Annotated in this window: 18 protein-coding genes; 2 read left to right on the forward strand and 16 right to left on the reverse strand. The window is 66.5% G+C overall.

The window, feature by feature from the left end; genetic code table 11:
- Positions 1 to 138: 138 nt before the first annotated feature.
- Genes EI171_RS40975 through EI171_RS41015 form a run of 9 tightly spaced genes read right to left on the reverse strand, consistent with a single transcriptional unit; the run spans position 139 to position 8,914 of the window.
- Complete coding sequence (locus EI171_RS40975; protein ID WP_161536574.1) at positions 139 to 1,512, reverse strand: amidohydrolase family protein; 1,374 nt, start codon at positions 1,510 to 1,512, stop codon at positions 139 to 141.
- Positions 1,509 to 3,092 (reverse strand): ABC transporter substrate-binding protein, encoded by a 1,584-nt coding sequence (locus EI171_RS40980; RefSeq protein WP_161536575.1) that lies wholly within the window; start codon positions 3,090 to 3,092, stop codon positions 1,509 to 1,511. The genes EI171_RS40975 and EI171_RS40980 overlap by 4 nt, the downstream gene beginning before the upstream one ends.
- A gap of 22 nt (positions 3,093 to 3,114) precedes the next feature.
- Complete coding sequence (locus EI171_RS40985; protein ID WP_161536576.1) at positions 3,115 to 3,771, reverse strand: aspartate/glutamate racemase family protein; 657 nt, start codon at positions 3,769 to 3,771, stop codon at positions 3,115 to 3,117.
- 8 nt (positions 3,772 to 3,779) lie between these two features.
- Complete coding sequence (locus EI171_RS40990) at positions 3,780 to 4,664, reverse strand: polysaccharide deacetylase (protein WP_028172974.1); 885 nt, start codon at positions 4,662 to 4,664, stop codon at positions 3,780 to 3,782.
- On the reverse strand, positions 4,651 to 5,466 hold the full coding sequence (locus EI171_RS40995; RefSeq protein WP_028172973.1) for an ABC transporter substrate-binding protein: 816 nt from the start codon (positions 5,464 to 5,466) through the stop codon (positions 4,651 to 4,653). Before EI171_RS40995 ends, EI171_RS40990 begins: the two co-directional genes overlap by 14 nt.
- A 16-nt stretch (positions 5,467 to 5,482) precedes the next feature.
- On the reverse strand, positions 5,483 to 6,247 hold the full coding sequence (locus EI171_RS41000) for an amino acid ABC transporter ATP-binding protein (protein ID WP_161536577.1): 765 nt from the start codon (positions 6,245 to 6,247) through the stop codon (positions 5,483 to 5,485).
- A complete protein-coding gene (locus EI171_RS41005; protein ID WP_161536578.1) occupies positions 6,244 to 7,101 on the reverse strand; it encodes an amino acid ABC transporter permease in 858 nt (285 codons plus the stop codon). Before EI171_RS41005 ends, EI171_RS41000 begins: the two co-directional genes overlap by 4 nt.
- Complete coding sequence (locus tag EI171_RS41010) at positions 7,098 to 7,925, reverse strand: ABC transporter substrate-binding protein (RefSeq protein WP_011089941.1); 828 nt, start codon at positions 7,923 to 7,925, stop codon at positions 7,098 to 7,100. The genes EI171_RS41005 and EI171_RS41010 overlap by 4 nt, the downstream gene beginning before the upstream one ends.
- Before the next feature lie 32 nt (positions 7,926 to 7,957).
- The gene (locus EI171_RS41015; protein ID WP_074077758.1) at positions 7,958 to 8,914 is read right to left on the reverse strand and encodes an N-carbamoyl-D-amino-acid hydrolase; all 957 of its coding nucleotides are present in this window, start codon (positions 8,912 to 8,914) and stop codon (positions 7,958 to 7,960) included.
- 151 nt (positions 8,915 to 9,065) lie between these two features.
- Between EI171_RS41015 and EI171_RS41020 the strand changes: the two genes are divergently transcribed.
- Positions 9,066 to 9,992 (forward strand): LysR family transcriptional regulator, encoded by a 927-nt coding sequence (locus tag EI171_RS41020; RefSeq protein ID WP_161536579.1) that lies wholly within the window; start codon positions 9,066 to 9,068, stop codon positions 9,990 to 9,992.
- Positions 9,993 to 10,036: 44 nt separating this feature from the next.
- Entirely contained in the window at positions 10,037 to 10,741 is a 705-nt protein-coding gene (locus EI171_RS41025; RefSeq protein WP_161536580.1) for a type 1 glutamine amidotransferase, read from the forward strand.
- A gap of 161 nt (positions 10,742 to 10,902) precedes the next feature.
- Here the strand turns inward: EI171_RS41025 and EI171_RS41030 are convergent, their stop codons facing one another.
- The 7 genes from EI171_RS41030 to ruvC form a co-directional block, all read right to left on the reverse strand.
- The gene (locus EI171_RS41030) at positions 10,903 to 11,370 is read right to left on the reverse strand and encodes a nuclear transport factor 2 family protein (protein WP_161536581.1); all 468 of its coding nucleotides are present in this window, start codon (positions 11,368 to 11,370) and stop codon (positions 10,903 to 10,905) included.
- A gap of 79 nt (positions 11,371 to 11,449) precedes the next feature.
- Positions 11,450 to 11,854, reverse strand: a complete 405-nt coding sequence (gene ybgC / locus EI171_RS41035; RefSeq protein ID WP_246740660.1) for a tol-pal system-associated acyl-CoA thioesterase — start codon at positions 11,852 to 11,854, stop codon at positions 11,450 to 11,452.
- Between the two features lie 114 nt (positions 11,855 to 11,968).
- Positions 11,969 to 12,886, reverse strand: a complete 918-nt coding sequence (locus tag EI171_RS41040; protein WP_161536583.1) for a metallophosphoesterase — start codon at positions 12,884 to 12,886, stop codon at positions 11,969 to 11,971.
- An 85-nt stretch (positions 12,887 to 12,971) separates the two neighbouring features.
- Positions 12,972 to 13,832 carry a DUF6869 domain-containing protein gene (locus tag EI171_RS41045; protein ID WP_246740398.1) on the reverse strand — a complete coding sequence of 287 codons (861 nt, stop codon included), beginning with the start codon at positions 13,830 to 13,832 and terminating at the stop codon, positions 12,972 to 12,974.
- Positions 13,833 to 13,934: 102 nt separating this feature from the next.
- Positions 13,935 to 14,966 (reverse strand): Holliday junction branch migration DNA helicase RuvB, encoded by a 1,032-nt coding sequence (gene ruvB, locus EI171_RS41050; RefSeq protein ID WP_171463833.1) that lies wholly within the window; start codon positions 14,964 to 14,966, stop codon positions 13,935 to 13,937.
- A 20-nt stretch (positions 14,967 to 14,986) separates the two neighbouring features.
- Positions 14,987 to 15,604, reverse strand: coding sequence for a Holliday junction branch migration protein RuvA (ruvA, locus tag EI171_RS41055; RefSeq protein ID WP_011084352.1), 618 nt, complete (start codon positions 15,602 to 15,604; stop codon positions 14,987 to 14,989).
- Between the two features lie 185 nt (positions 15,605 to 15,789).
- On the reverse strand, positions 15,790 to 16,317 hold the full coding sequence (ruvC, locus tag EI171_RS41060) for a crossover junction endodeoxyribonuclease RuvC (RefSeq protein WP_011084351.1): 528 nt from the start codon (positions 16,315 to 16,317) through the stop codon (positions 15,790 to 15,792).
- Positions 16,318 to 16,420 lie beyond the last annotated feature (103 nt).

Here is a 16,420-nt window from a genome sequence, read left to right on the forward strand (position 1 = left end):
GCGGGGGAGGTCGGCGCGAAGCGCCGGGTGGGGGCTCTCTCCGCATCGGGAGTGTCCCCGGTTGGAGAGAACCCTCTCCCCTGCCCTCTCCCGCAAGCGGGAGAGGGAGCGCACCGTCTTCGTAGCACCGGCAGCCTCTCAGCCGTTGAACGCCGCCTGCGCCTCCGGCAGGTCCCAGATCTTGCCGATCGCAGCGCTGCCGGCGGCGGTGATCGCCGCTTCGTCGGCGCCGAGATAGCGGCCGCCATCAACTAGCACGCGGCCGTCGACCATGACCTGATCGATATTGGCGCGGTTGGCGAGCGCGATCAGCGCGCGACGCGGATCGAACAGCGGCTGGAGATGCGGATGGGTGAGATCGACCACCGTGAGGTCGGCGGTCGCGCCCGGCTCGATCCGGCCGAGGTCCGGCCGCTTGACGACGTCGGCGGCGACCGCCGTGTTCGCTTCGATCAACTCCGGTGAATTGGCGACATCGGCGCGCTGGGACGTGATCTTGGAGATCAGCGAGGCCGCATTGAGTTCGCCGAGCAGATCCATGTTGTAGCCGTCGGTGCCGACCACGGTGCGCACGCCGTGCTCGGCGAAGCGGCTGAATGCGGCGGTGACGCCGGCACGCGCGAACACGCGCGGGCAATTCAGCACGGTCATGCCGCGCGCGGCCATCAGCTTGAGATCGTCGTCGGTGCTGAACATGCAATGCGCCGCCATCAGGTCGGGCGCGAGCAGGCCGAGCCAGTCCAGATACTCCGCCGGCGTGCGGCCGCCATAGCGCTTGCCGATGGTCTCGACCTCGCCGCGGCTCTGCGCCATGTGGGTCGTGATCGGCACGCCGAGCTCGCGCGCCCGCGCCGCGCAGGCCTTGAGCAGATCGGGGCCGCAGGTGTCGGTGGCGTGCGGGCTCATCGCGAGGCTGATGCGGCCGTCGCCGCGATTGTTCCAGCGCTGATAGAGCGCATCCCACGTCGCCATGTCGGCGGCGCCGTCATCACCGGAGTACTGAACCACACCGTCCGGACCGGCCTTGGCGTCGGAGGTGGAGAAGAGATAGGGCGCGCCGTAGAAGCGGATGCCCATCTCCTCCGCCGCGTCGAACATCTCGGGGATCGAATTGCGGAACGGCTCCATCACCGTGGTGGCACCGCCTTTCAGGAGCTGGAGGATGCCGAGCCGCGCGACCGCCATGCGCTCTTCCGCCGACAGGATATCCGCACCGCGCTTGGTGAGCGGCAGCAGCACCGTGTAGACGATGCTCCGGTTGTTCTTGCGACCGTTGCCGTCCTCGCTGTGGCTGCGCGCCACGGCTTCGGAGAAGCAGTGATTGTGCAGGTTCAACAGGCCCGGCAGCACGAAGCGGCCGGGCCTGTCGTAGACCTCGTCCGCGCTCGGCTTGTCGCGCGTGACCGCGGCGATCTTCTTGCCTTCGACCAGGACCCAATGGTCGCGCAGCACATCCTGCGCGCCGTCTTTCCGTGACAGCACATAGCTGCCGAAGATTGCGATCGTGCTCATGCGGGGCGTACGTTCCAGAAGACGGCGGTGCCGTCGAGAATGCCGGTGATGGCCTTGCGATAGGCGGTCGGCTGCTTGTACAGGCCGATCGGAATATAGGGGATTTCCTCGAACGCCACCGCCTGGATCTCGCGGCAGATGCGCTGCTGCTCGGCGAGCTCGGAGGCCGCCAGCCACTGGCTGCGCAAGGCCCCCATCTTCTCGCTCGCGTACCAGCCGGCGACTTTGCCTTCGCCGCGGATGTTGGTGTTGCCGGCCGGATTGAGCCAGTCGATGCCCTGCCAGTTGCCGACCGCCGCGCTCCAGCCACCCTGCGGAAGCGGGTCCTTCTTGAGCTGGCGCTGCAACACGACGGCGAAATCAAGCCCGGCATATTCGACGTTCATGCCGGCCTTGCGCAAGGAGTCCACGGCGATCTCGCCGAGCGGCTTCTGCGCCAGCGAGTTGGTGGGGACGAGCAGGACGATCTTCTCGCCATTGTAGCCGGCGGCCTTCAGATCCGCCTTCACCTTGGCGTAGTCGCGCGGGCCGCGGAAGACGTCGAGACCGACCTCGCTCGCCATCGGCGTGCCCGGAGCGAAATAGCCGATGGGCGACACCTGGAAGGCCGGATCGGTGCCGGCGACCGCCGTCATGAAGGCAGACTGGTCGATCGCGCCCAGCAGCGCGCGGCGGACGGCGGGATTGTCGAACGGCGGCTGGAGATGATTGAGGCGCAGCATGCAGGCATAGCCGCGGGGATCGAGGATGCGCGTGTCGATATCGCCGGCGGCCTTGATGATCGGCAACAGGTCGTGCGGCGTGGTCTCCTGCCAGTCCTGCTCGCCGGTCTGGAGCGCGGCGACGCCGGTGCCGGCATCGGGCGTCGTGGTCCAGACCACGCGGTCGTAATGCACGATCTTCGGGCCGGCCGTCCAATCCGGCTTGCCGTCGGTGCGCGGTTGGTAGCGCTCGAACTTGGCATAGGCATTGCGGGCGCCCTGCACGCGCTCGTCGGCGAGGTAGCGGAACGGGCCACTGCCGATGACCTCGGTGAGCGGCTTGAACGGGTCCTGACTCGCCAGCCGCTCCGGCATCATGAAGCAGGCGTTGATCGCGGCCTTGCCGAGCGCCTGCGGCAGCAGCGGGAACGGACGCTTGAGGCGGAAGCGGATGGTGCGGTCATCAGTGGCCGAGAGCTCGGCGGTCGCCTCCATCAGCTCGCCGCCAAAGCCGTCGCGCGCCGCCCAGCGGCGGATGCTGGCAACGCAGTCGCGGGCGAGCACGCGCTCGCCGTCGTGCCAGAACAGGCCGTCACGCAAGGTGAGATCCCATTGCAGCCCGTCACCTGAAATCGTGTGACCAGACAGCATCTGCGGCGAGACCTGGAGCGAGGAGCTCATGCCATAGAGCGTGTCGTAGACCATGAAGCCATGGTTTCGCGACACCTGCGCGGTCGAATAGATGGGATCGACGAAGGCGAGATCGATAACCGGGATGAAGCGCAGCGTGGACTGGGATTCGGCGCGGACGATGCCCGGCAGCGAGAGCGCCGGCATTGCAGCGGCGGCCTTGAGGAGCGAGCGGCGGGAGATGGGCATTACGAAGGGCTCCTGAAGGATATTACGTGTTCAACAAGACCGCGCCGATCGCAGCGGCCACCGCCTGCTGCGCCGGCTCGACCACGGGCACGCCGATCGCATCCGCGATTGCCGCGCGGTGGGACGCCATGCCGGCGCAGCCCATCACCACGACATCGGCGCGGCATTGGGTGACCAGCGCGCGGCCGGCGTCGATCAACCGGCCGCGGATGTCGGCGGCTGCCGTCTCCGCCGCGCTCGCGCCGACCGACCAGCTTCCGGCATAGCGGCTGTCCACGCCCATCACCCGCGCCATGCGCTGCTGGCGGCGGATGCTCGACGGCGACAGCGCGATGATGCCAAAACGTTCGCCCAGCATCAGCGCGCGAAAGATGCCGCATTCGGCGATACCCAGCACCGGGCGGCCACCGGCCGCCTCACGCACCGCATGCAGGCCGGGATCGCTGAAGCAGGCGAGCACGAAGGCATCCGCATCGTCGCGCGACACACGGTTCACCAGCGGCATGACCACGCTGTCGGCATCGCGCTGCAAGCTGATGCCGGGCGGGCCCTCGGCAAGGCCGACCACCTCGATGTCAGGCCCGCCAACGATCCGCAGCGGCGCGACCGCGTCGTCGATCGCCGCCGTCACCGACGCCGAGGAGTTGGGGTTGATGACGAGGATGCGGCGGCGGGTCATGCTACTGCTCAGCGGTTGCCGGCTTCGTGGCGCAGGAAGTTTTCCGCGATCTTCTCACCGGTGGTGATCCAGACGTCGGGGCAGGACTTTGCGTAGGTCAGGAACTCGCGCAGCAGGCGCAGTCGCATCGGACGGCCGCTGCATTGCGGATGCAGCACCGTCGTCACCATCGCGCCCCAGTCGCGGACCTCATCCAGCTCGTCCTTCCACATCGAGAGCACATGCTCCTTGGGGAAGATCGAGCGCGGGCTGAAGCGCGCGGACAGGCCGTGCATCCAGTCGTCATAGCTCGCGGTCACCGGCAGCTCGATCGTGCCTGGCTTGCCGTCGGCGAGACGATGACGATAGGGCCTGACGTCGTCGCGGAACGAGGACGTATAGACGATGCCATGACGCACCAGCGCGACGCGCAGCTCCTCGGTGAACTCGCCGTAAGGCGCGCGATAGCCGGTCGGCCTGACGCCGAGCCGGCGCTTCAGCGCCTCGAAGCCACGCTCCAGCTCCTCCTCGATCCAGGGATCGCCGGGATCGGGCAACAGATGATGATAGCCGTGATGGCCGATCTCGTGGCCGGCCTTGAGGATGGATTCGGCCATCGCCGGATGCGCATCGACCGACCATCCCGTGACGAAGAACGTCGCCTTGAGATCGAGCTGGTCGAGCAGCTCCAGAAGTTTCGGCGTGCCGACGCGCGCCTCATAGCCGCCATAGCTCATGGTGATGAGCCGCTGGGCGTGCACGGCGTCTTTGCTGGTCCATGCGCTCTCAGCATCCACGTCGAACGACAGGAACATCGCCGACTTGTACGGCTTCGGCCAGGGATATTCGGGCGCGGGATCCGCGGTGTTGGCCGGGACGAGCGGGATGCTCTTGAGTGCCTTACTGTCCAGCATTGATGGTCGCCTTCTCTATTGCGTTATCGCTCAGTTTCCACTTCGCCAGCAGCGTACGATAGGTGCCGTCGGCGATCAGCGCATCTAGTGCCTCGACCATCGCCTGCTGCAACGCCTTTTCCTTGACCGGCAGCGCGATGCCCGTGAACTGCGTCGCGAAGGGATCGCCGACCGGCGCATAGGTGCCCGGCTCGAGATCCATCAGATAGGGCAGCGTCTCGTTGCCCTGCACAGCGGCATCGATACGGCCCTGCCTGAGCTGCGTGCGCGCATCGGCCGAGCCGTCCGTGCCGACGAACTGGATCGGATTGCTGCCGCAGTTCTTCTGGCTCCACTTGTCGATCTCTGCGGGAAACATGGTCCGGCGGCTGGCGCCGACCTTCTTGCCGCAGAGCGCAGCCATGTCCTTGAACTCGGACGCGCGGGACTGCTGCACGAAGAATTTTGGGCCGCTGCGCAAATAATCGACGAAGGACGCGATCTCGTGCCGGCTCGCATAGTCGGTGAAACCGGACAGGATGGCATCCACCCGCCCCGTCGAAATCGACGGCATGAATTCGGCAAAGCTGGTCTCGGTCCATTCGATCTTGACGCCGAGCTTGCGGCCCATCGCCTCGCCGAGATCGATGTCGAATCCGGACAGCGCATTGGTGGCGGGATCGCGGAACTCCATCGGCGGATAGTTCGGCACCAGCGCCACCTTGAGGCTGCCGCGCTTTGCGATGTCAGGCGGCAGCTCGATCGCCAACGCCGAAACAGTCATAGCGCCCAAGAACGCCGCCGCAACCAAAAGCCTCTTCATCACCACACCCCCAATGTCAGATCACAGCCGAAAGAAATGCCTTGGTGCGCTCCTCGCGCGGCGCGCCCAACACGTCGGAGGCGCGCCCCTGCTCGACGATCGCGCCCTGGTCCATGTAGACGACGCGGTCGGCGACCTCGCGGGCGAAGCCGAGCTCGTGCGTCACCACCATCATGGTCATGCCGCTCTTCGCCAGCTCCTTCATGACCGCGAGCACCTCGCCGACGAGCTCGGGATCGAGCGCGCTGGTCGGCTCGTCGAACAACATCAGCATCGGCTTCATGGCGAGGGCGCGCGCAATCGCGACGCGCTGCTGCTGGCCGCCGGAGAGCTGCGCGGGATAGGCGTCCGCCTTGGCCGCAAGCCCGACGCGACGGAGCAGTTCGAGCGCCTCAGTGCGCACTTCGTCGGCTTTACGCCCCTGCACCTGGGTCGGGCCCTCGGTGATATTCTCCAGCGCGGTCTTGTGCGGAAACAGATTGAAGCGCTGGAACACCATGCCGGTCTTCAGCCGCTGCCGCCCGATCTCCCGTTCGGTGAGCCGATGGAGCCGCCCGCCCTGCTCGCGCACACCCAAAAGCTCGCCGTCGAGCCAGATGCCGCCGGCATCGATCGCGGCGAGCTGGTTGATGCAGCGGAGCAGCGTGGTCTTGCCCGAGCCTGAGGCGCCGATCAAGCACATCACCTCGCCGGGCCAGACGTCGAGCGAGACGTTCTTGAGAGCCTGGAACTCTCCAAAATTCTTGCTGACGGAGCGGATCGCGACGAGGGGTTTTGTCATCGCGCCAGCCGCAATGTGCCGCGTGCAAAACGGCGTTCGAGCAGCATCTGGAGCGGGGTCAGGATCGAGACCACGAGCAGGTACCAGAGCCCGGCGACGATCAAGAGCTCGATGACGCGGGAATTGGCGTAGTAGATGTTCTCGGCGTTGTGCAGCAGTTCCGGATACTGGATGACGCTCGCGAGCGAGGTCGCCTTCACCATACCGATGAACTCGTTGCCGAGCGGCGGGATCACCACGCGCATCGCCTGCGGCAGCACGATCCGCCGCAGCGCGCGCAGCCGTCCCATGCCGATCGCCTGCGCTGCCTCATATTGTCCGATGTCGACCGACAGCATGCCGGCGCGCATCACTTCGGAGGTGTAGGCGCCCTGGTTGATGCCGAGCCCGAGCAGCGCGGCGAGAAACGGCGTCATGACGTCGACGGCGCGCGCGCTCCACAAGCCGGGAATGCCGATGGTCGGAAACACCAGTGCGAGGTTGAACCAGAGCAGCAGTTGCAGGATCAGCGGCGTGCCGCGAAACAGCCAGGTGTAGCCGGCGGCCACCGTCTTCAGCACCGGGTTGGGCGACAGCCGCATGATCGCCACGACGATGCCGAGCACGATCCCGAGCATCATCGCCAGCACCGCCATCACCATAGTGTTGACGATGCCTTCGAGGATCACCTTCACAGTCAGGAAGCGGCTGACATAGGACCATTCGATCTGGCCGTTCGCAAACGCGCGCACGATCACCGCCAGCACCAGCACGATCAGGGCTGCGCTGAGCCAGCGGAACCAGTGCGGCTCACGCGCGATCCGCATCCCCGACAAATCAGGGAAACCCTCCGCGAGTGCCGGCGCCGGCTTCATTGCGGCGCCGCGTTCAGCATGGGCTGGGCGACCGCGTTCGCGCCAAGGCCCCATTTGTCGAGAACGGCCTTGTAGGCGCCGTCGGCGATCATCGCCGTGAGCTTCTCGGTCACCACCTCGCGCAGGGCCGCATCGTCCTTGCGGAACATGATGCCTTGATAACCCTTGGCGAAGGCCTCACCGACAATGCGGTATTTGCCGGGCTCTTGCGTCTGCGCATAAGGCAGCGTCTCGCTGCCCTGCACGGCGGCGTCGATGCGGCCCTGCTTGAGCTGGTTGCGGACGTCGATCGAGTTCTCGCCCGGCACGTACTGGATCGCCGGCTTGCCGGCCGCCTCGCAATTCTGCTTGCTCCACTTCTCGATCTCGACCGGGAAGCTGGTGCTGCGGGTGGTGCCGACCTTCTTGCCGCAGAGATCGGTCGCCGCCTTCGCCTCGCTGTCCGCCATCACGAAGAACTGCGGGCCGGTCTGGAGGTAATCGACGAAATCGGCGGTCTCGCGCCGCGAGGCGCGGTCCGAGATGCCGGAGATGATGAAATCGGCGCGCTTGGTCTGGAGCGATGGGATCAACTCGGCGAACGGCGTCTCGCTCCAGACGATCTTGAGGCCGCCGAGCCGCTTGGCGAGCTCGTTCGCAAGATCGATGTCGAGCCCGACCAGCTCGTTGGTCGCAGGGTCGCGATATTCCATCGGCGCGTAGGTGGAGTTGACCGTGAGCTTCAACGCGCCCGCCTGCTTGATCTCCGCCGGAAGCTCGGCCGCCTGCGCCGACGTCACGGCAGCCAAGGCTGCTAGGCTGAGAAAATGCGAGAGGCGTGTCATGTCAGCTCCTTTGCCAACGCCGTGCCATTTGGTCAGTCCGCATCGAGAACGGCCGGCTCGATGACGCCGGCGCGTTCGGTGATCACCCTGTATTGCTCCGGCCGCCGGTGGGCGGCGAAATTGAACATCTTGTCCTTGCCCTGGCGGCAGAGGTCGAGATCGATGTCGGCGACGACCACCTCGTCCGCCAGCGTCTGGGCCTGCGCGACGATGCGACCATTGGGATCGACGATGCAGGAGCCGCCGATCAGCCCGGAGCCGTCCTCCTCGCCCGCCTTCGCCACCGAGATCGCCCAGGTCGCGTTCATGTAGGCATTGGCCTGCGTCACCAGCGTCGAATGGAAGGTGCGCAAGGCACCGTCTTCGGTGGCGCCACCATTCGGATCGTAGGCAGCGGAATTGTAGCCGATGCAGACGAGCTCGACGCCCTGCAGGCCGAGCACGCGCCAGGATTCCGGCCAGCGGCGATCGTTGCAGATCATCATGCCCATGATGGCGTGGGCCCAGGCCGAACCGGCCCGGAAGGCGGGAAAACCGAGATCGCCATATTCGAAATAGCGCTTCTCCAGCTGCTGGTAGCGCGCACCCGGCCGCGGCTCGACCGAGCCCGGCAGATGCACCTTGCGATAGCGGCCGAGAATCTCGCCGTCACGATCGACCAGGATGGCGCAATTGTAGCGGCGGCCGTCCGGCGTCAGCTCGGCATAGCCGACATAAAAACCGACACGGAGCGCACGTGCGCGGTCGAACAGCTTGGCCACCGCCGGGTTGGGCATGCCGCGCTCGAAATATTGGTCGAGCGCCTCGCCCTCCAGCAGCCAGCGCGGAAAGAACGTGGTGAAGGCAAGCTCTGGAAACACCACGAGGCTGGCGCCGCGGCCGGCGGCCTCCTCCAGCAGCGCGAGCATGCGCGAGAGCGTATGCTCACGCGAGTCTGCTTTCTGCGTCGGGCCCATCTGGGCGGCGGCGGCGCGAAGGACACGAACCAAGATTGCCTCCAATCTGTGCGCGGTGCCGCCTCAATGGGCGAATGAACCCCTTGATGCGACGTGCAAATCCGCCGCCATTACGCGGAAGCGGGGCTGCAAAATCAATTCGTTCTGCTATGATGTTTTGGCCCTGAGTATAATCGGCAGTGATATGAACCTGCGTCAGCTCGAGATCCTGCGTGCCGTCATCCGCCACCGCACCACGGTGGCGGCGGCGGATGAGCTGGCACTGTCGCAGCCCGCGGTCAGCAACGCGCTGAAGACCATGGAGGCACAGGCGGGTTTCGCGCTGTTCGAGCGCGTCAACAACCGGCTGTTTCCGACCGCCGAAGCGATGGCGCTCTACAAGGAGAGCGAGGCGATCTTCGCGCTGCACGCAAAACTCGAGAACCGCGTGCGCGATCTGCGCGAGAACCGGTCCGGACATCTTGCGATCGTGGCGACGCCGCCGCTTGCCTACAGCATCATCCCGTCCGCACTGTCGGGCTTCCTGCGCCGCCGCCCGGAGACGCGCGTCTTCTTCGACGTGCGGCGCTACGAGGGCATCATCGAGGGCGTGCTCAGCCGTGTCGCCGAGCTCGGCTTCGCGCTCGGGCTGACGCATCATCCCGGCATCGCGCATGAGGTGGTGCACACCGGCGAGATGGTCTGCGTGCTGCCGCCGCAGCATCCGCTCGCCGACCGGCCCGTGATCTCGGCCGCGGATCTGTCCGGCCTGCCCTTCATCGGGCTCGAGCGCGGCACACGCCTCGGCGAGGCCGTGCGCGACAGTTTTGCGCGGGCCGGCGCGCCATTCCGGCCGACCGTCGAGGTGCGCTACTGCAACACCGCCTGCGTGCTCGCGGCCGCCGGCGTCGGTGCCGCGGTGGTCGATCCGTTCTCGCCGCGGCAGAACGGCGGCAATGGCCTCGTCGTCCGGCCGTTCACGCCGACGACCCATGCGGTCGCCTACATGCTCTGGTCGGAAGCCGAGCCGCTATCACGCCTCGCCAAGGCCTTTCTCAACGAGGTGCGGAAGCAGAGCGCGCTGCTGGAGGGCCCAGCGCCACACCAGCAACATGGGGCAGAAAGCGACTGAGCATCGCAACCTTTTGACCTTGTCCTTTTGACCTTGGGGGGCACATGGCACGCATCACCATCATCGAGACCGGGCAGGTCCCGCAAGAATATCGCGAGCAGCACGGCTCGTTTCCCGACATGTTCGCGCGCATGGTCCGCGCCGAGGATCCGACGGCCACGGTCGACGTGGTCAGCATCCCGAATGGCGATGCACTTCCCGATCCAGGCAAGCTCGAAGCCGTGCTGATCACCGGCGCGGCCGCCGGCGTCTATGACGGGCTCGACTGGATCGCGTCGCTGGAAGATTTCGTGCGTACGGCTTACGCCAACAAGACGCCGATGGTCGGCGTGTGCTTCGGCCATCAATTGATCGCGCAGGCCCTGGGCGGCACCGTGCGCAAGTCGGAGAAAGGCTGGGGCATCGGCCGGCACGTCTATCAGGTGCTGCCCGAGAACGGCGTCGTCGAAGGCGAAGCGGTCGCGATCGCCGCCTCACATCAGGACCAGGTGGTCGAGCCGCCGACCGACGCGCTGACGATCCTCTCGTCCGAGTTCACCCCGCATGCCGGCCTGCTCTACGCCAACGGCGCGACGCTGACCGTGCAGCCGCATCCAGAGTTCGACGTGGAGTTCGCGCAAGTGTGCTGCGAGCTGCGCGACGGCAAGGCGCCGGATGACGTCGTCGCCACGGCGCGCGCGTCGCTGGCGCAGCCGCTGGACAACGCGAAGCTCGGTGGGGCGATTACGCGGTTTCTGGCGAGGCGGTGAGACTTCACCTCGCCCCGCTTGCGGGGAGAGGTCGGATTGCATCGAAGATGCAATCCGGGTGAGGGGGACTCTCCGCGAGTCCGTCTGCCATCGAATTTGTTGAAGCAGCCCCTCACCCCAACCCTCTCCCCGTAAGAACGGGGAGAGGGAGAGGAAGCGCTTCAGAACGGATCCGTCCCCAACCCCGCCACATCCGCCGGCCGCGGCCCCGGCGCGGGCCAATGAAACCGGCGGTCCTTCTCTGCAATCATGATGTCGTTGATCGACGCCTCGCGCCGCTTCATCAGGCCGCGCTCGTCGAACTCCCATTGCTCGTTGCCGTAGGAGCGATACCACTGGCCGCTCGCGTCGTGCCATTCGTACTGGAAGCGCACCGCGATGCGGTTGCCGTCGAAGGCCCAGAGGTCCTTGATCAGGCGGTAGTCGTGCTCCTTCTCCCATTTGCGGGTGAGGAAGGCGACGATGGCCTCGCGGCCCTGGAACACCTCGGAGCGGTTACGCCAGCGGCTGTCCTCGGTATAGGCGAGCGAGACACGTACCGGATCGCGCGAATTCCAGGCGTCCTCGGCCATGCGGGCCTTTTGCGCAGCGGTCTCGCGGGTAAAGGGGGGAAGCGGCGGACGCGACATGGTGGCCTCATCGGTTGGTCGGGGCCGCAAATCTATCGCCGCAGCCGGCGGAGTCGAGTGGCCATCACCAATCGGGCGATCACGAAATCAGATCAGCCTTCATCAGCGTGCGGATCGACTTCGGGATCGGCTGGGCACGGCCGCCGCTGATGAAGGCGACGCGCACTTCGGCCTTGACCAGCACGTCCTCGCCGCGCCGGACCTCCTGTGCGAGCATGATGGAGGCGCCTTTCACCGCGATCGGCCAGGTCACGACGTCGAGCACGTCGTCCATCCGCGCGGGCTTGAGGAAATCCAGGTGCATCGAGCGCACCACGAAGGCGAAGCCGGAGTCCTCCGTCGCGGGCTGCTCGAACAGCGCCTGCTGCTCGGCGCCCATCAGCCGCAGATGATTGGTCCGCCCCCGTTCCATGAAGCGCAGATAATTGGCGTGATAGACGATGCCGGAGAAATCCGTGTCCTCGTAGTAGACGCGGACCTGCATGTGGTGGCGGCCGTCGCGGATCTCGCCGTCGAGATGGGCAGTCACGTCGCGAGCCTCTTTGCTTTTTGCAACCAGCCCGTTTTGCGCAAAAACAGCCGGCCGTGCAAGCGCGGGTTACGCCACCGCCGGCCCCGTCCTTCCCAGCGTCACCTCGACGATCTCCGGCGGCACGCCGACACGGAGCGGCATGAAGCTGCAACCGAGCCCGCCGGAGATGATGACGTCGCATTTCAGCCTGACATGACCATAGGCGAGCCGGAGGCCGTGCTGCCGCGGAACGGCGGGCGACCAGCCGAGCAGGCGAACCTGGCCGCCATGGGTGTGGCCGGACAGTTGCAGCGCGACGCGCGCGGGCACGCGCGGCGCGATGTTGGGCTCGTGCGCGAGCAGGATGATTGGCGCATCGTCCGTGACCTTGGCGAGCGTCGCGGTGAGATCGTCGGCACCGAAGCGCCCCGTGCTCCGGAAGCGCCGCGCCGGCAGAAAAGCGAGCTGATCGCCGAGGCCGGCGAGCCAGAACGGGCGGCCGTCCTTGGTGAGGCGCACGGCGTCGTTCTCGTAGACGGGAATGCCGGCCGCCTCGAGCGCACGATGCGCCACTGTCGGGCCATGCCCGGCCCGCTGCACGGCCGTGTCCACCCAATAATCGTGATTGCCCATGACGGCGTGGACGCCGAGCGGCGCCTTCAGGCCCGCGAGCACCCTGGCCCATTCGTTCGCGGGAATGATGCGCGTGACCTGGTGAAGACCGGCGACATAGTCGCCGAGCAGCACGATGAGGTCGGCGTTCAGGCCATTGGCGCGGTCGACGATGGCCTCGATCCGCTCCAGCGACATCCAGGGATCGCAGGCATGGACGTCGGCGATCACGGCGATCTTGAGCGGCAGATCCGCCGGCCATTGCCGCGGGGTCGGATGATAGCGGGTGACGCCGAGCCGGTGGGGCTCGATACCGACGCCGTAGGCGGCGGTCGAGAAGCCGAGGGCGGACAGGCCGCCGAAGGAACGGATGAGATGACGGCGCGTGATCATGGAAGCCCGCTTCTGCTACGGCGTCTTGATGCGGTCCGATTGAAGCGGAATTGGGGTACTCTTGTGCAGACCGTCTGCACAAGCGCTACCATCGGCTCTCGCCGATAAGCGCATCCAGCCGCGCCTTCAATTCGTCGGGCGCGCGGTAGTACCAGACGCCGCCGAGCAGGTCGCGAAAACGTGCGTCGGCGCGCGCCTCGCGCTCGATGCGGTCGATCGTCCCGGCGCTGATCACGTCTTCGAGGGGACCGGCGGCCAGCAGCGACAGCAGCACCGGGTTGGACTCGATCTTGAGGATCTCCAGGATCAGGTCGATCATCCTGTCGGGATCGTCCTCGCGCAGGTCGCGCTCGAAATCCATGATCGCGAACAGATTGTCGTCCTGGTCGCGCTCGGATCTGGAATATTGCTCGACCCAGGCGCGCGCGAGCTCGGCAACCGACATGTTGGCGCAATCGAGCGGCTCGCGCGGCGTGCGCTGCGCCAGATGGTCGGCATGCCACGCCTCGCGATCGGCCAGGCTTGCAATACGCGACATCAAGGGATCGTCGGGACCGACATGCACGCCGCCCAGCAGCCAGCGCAGCCTGTCATTGTGCGCGGCTTCCTGCTCGACACGCGCCATCATCTCCTTGCCATGCGCATAGAATAGCGCCAGCAGGAACTTGTCGTTCAGCTGCATCACCGTCGGCTTGTCGGCCTCGGTCTTGAGCACATCGAGCACGAGATCAAGCGCGGCTTGCGGCCGGCGATGCGGCAGATGGTCGAAATAGACCTTGATGGCCCAGATGCTGCCGACCTGGTCGCGACGGCTGACGCGCTGAAGCGCGCACCACATCGACGCCAGCTCGCCAAGCGGCATCGAATCCAGCAACGCCTCGGTTTCGTCAGGCGTGCGCAGCTGCGGCGCGGCCGCGATGATCTTGAGCAGCCTCGTGTCGTCCATCGGCTCCATTCCTTCCCACTCCAGTCCGTGTGCGGCGATCCCGTTCGCTGCGCGTTCGGATTAGTGCTGGGATGGAACCTGCGGGTTCATCGACCTCGGCGATCAGTCGTCGCTTTCGTCGGTGCCGAACAGACCGAACTGCGCCGCATCGCGATTGGGTTCGGCGAGACCGAGATGGCGGAAGGCGTGCGAGGTGAGCAGGCGGCCGCGCGGGGTGCGCTGGAGATAGCCGCACTGGATCAGATAGGGCTCGATGATGTCCTCGATCGCATCGCGCGGCTCGGAGAGCGCTGCGGCCATCGTCTCGACACCGACGGGACCGCCGCCATAGTTCATCGCGATGGTGGTGAGATAGCGGCGGTCCATGGCGTCCAGGCCCGCGGCATCGACCTCGAGCGCGCTCAGCGCGTGATCGGCGATCTTGCGATCGATCGTGTCGGCATCCGCGGCGGAAGCAAAATCGCGCACGCGCCGGAGCAGGCGCCCGGCGATGCGCGGCGTGCCGCGGGCGCGGCGCGCGATCTCGTTGGCGCCGTCCGCGCTCATGCCGACGTTCAGCACGCGCGCGCCACGGCTGACGATGCTCTCGAGCTCCTCGATCGTGTAGAAATTGAGCCGGACCGGAATGCCGAAACGGTCACGCAAGGGATTGGTGAGGAGGCCTGCACGCGTGGTGGCACCGACGAGGGTGAATTTCGACAGCTCGATCTTCACCGAGCGCGCCGCCGGGCCCTCGCCGATGATGAGGTCGAGCTGAAAATCCTCCATCGCGGGATAGAGCACTTCTTCCACCGCAGGGCTCAGGCGATGGATCTCGTCGATGAAGAGCACGTCGCGCTCTTCGAGGTTGGTCAGCAGGGCGGCGAGATCGCCGGCCTTGGCAATCACGGGACCCGACGTGGCGCGGAAGCCGACGCCGAGCTCCTTGGCCACGATCTGCGCCAGCGTGGTCTTGCCGAGGCCGGGGGGCCCGACGAACAGCACATGATCCAGCGCCTCGCCGCGCTTGCGCGCCGCCTCGATGAAGATCGAGAGGTTCTTGCGCGCCTGCTGCTGGCCGACGAAGTCGGACAGCGATTGCGGGCGCAGCGCGGTGTCGCCGACATCATCGCTGCGGCGCTCTGGCGAGACCATGCGGTTGGCCTTGGGATCGCTCACTTCGCGAGTTCCTTCAGACCGAGGCGAATGAGCTGCGCGGTCTCGGCGCCTTCACCCGCACTGCGCGAGGCCGATGCAATGGCCGCGGCGGCCTGCGGCTGGCCATAGCCGAGATTGACCAGCGCAGAGATCGCATCCGCCACCGGGCGCGGCGCGCGCTGGTCGTCGACGGCACCGGCAAGATGCACCACGGCGGGATCGACATTGGCGAAGGCCGGCGCCTTGTCCTTCAATTCGGTGACGATGCGCTCGGCGACCTTGGGGCCGACGCCCGGCGTGCGTGCCACCGCGGCCTTGTCGCGCAGCGCAATCGCATTGGCGAGGTCGGAGGGCGCCAGCGTGCCGAGCACCGCGAGCGCGACCTTGGCGCCGACACCCTGCACGGTCTGGAGCAGGCGAAACCATTCACGCTCCTGGTCGGTGCGGAAGCCGAACAGCTTGATCTGGTCCTCGCGGACATAGGTCTCGATCGACAGCACGGCGGCCTCGCCGGGCGACGGCAGATGCTGCAGCGTGCGCGTCGAGCAGTGCACCTGGTAGCCGACGCCGCCGACGTCGAGGATGACGAAATCCTCGCCGTAGGAATCGATCAGGCCCTTCAGCTTGCCGATCATGATTGCGCAGCGCTCTTCTTGTTACCTCCCCCCTTGTGGGGGAGGTCGGATCGCCGAAGGCGATCCGGGAGGGGGGTAAGCCACAGACGCCGGCGCCCGGGGCTACCCCCCTCCCCAACCCTCCCCCACAAGGGGGGAGGGAGAAGAGTGTGCGTGCGGCTCATGTTGCGCCTCATGACTCGAACTTAAACTCCCACCACCTTCAGCCTGAGCGCCGTGCTCTGGCGGTGATGGGCGTGGGTGATCGCGATGGCGAGCGCGTCGGCAGCGTCGGCTGACGGCGGTTCGGCCTTCGGCAGCAATATCTTCAGCATCATCGCGATCTGTTGCTTGTCGGCATGGCCGGCGCCGACCACAGTCTTCTTCACCTGGTTCGGCGCATATTCGGCGACGCTGATGCCGAACATTGCGGGCGCCAGCATGGCGACGCCCCGGGCCTGGCCGAGCTTCAGCGTCGCAACGCCGTCCTTGTTCACAAAAGTCTGCTCGACGGCGGCTTCCATCGGCTTGTGATCGGACAGGACAGAGGCGAGCCCTTCGTGGATCGCGAGCAGGCGGCTGGACAGCGGCAGGTCGTCCGGCGGTTCCACCGAGCCGCAGGCGACATAGATCAGGCGGTTGCCCTCAGCCTCGATCACGCCCCAGCCGGTACGGCGGAGGCCAGGGTCGATGCCGATGATGCGAACGGGGCCACGAATCGGGAGCGCAGTCATGGGCCAGTGATAGCGGCTGGCTGCGGCGGGGGAAACAGAAACAGAACGGAAGTAACAGGGGAAGTGTCGCTCTTCGCCTCTCCCCGCTTGCGGGGAGAGGCCG

Source organism: Bradyrhizobium sp. LCT2, from assembly GCF_009931255.1.
Taxonomy (GTDB): domain Bacteria; phylum Pseudomonadota; class Alphaproteobacteria; order Rhizobiales; family Xanthobacteraceae; genus Bradyrhizobium; species Bradyrhizobium diazoefficiens.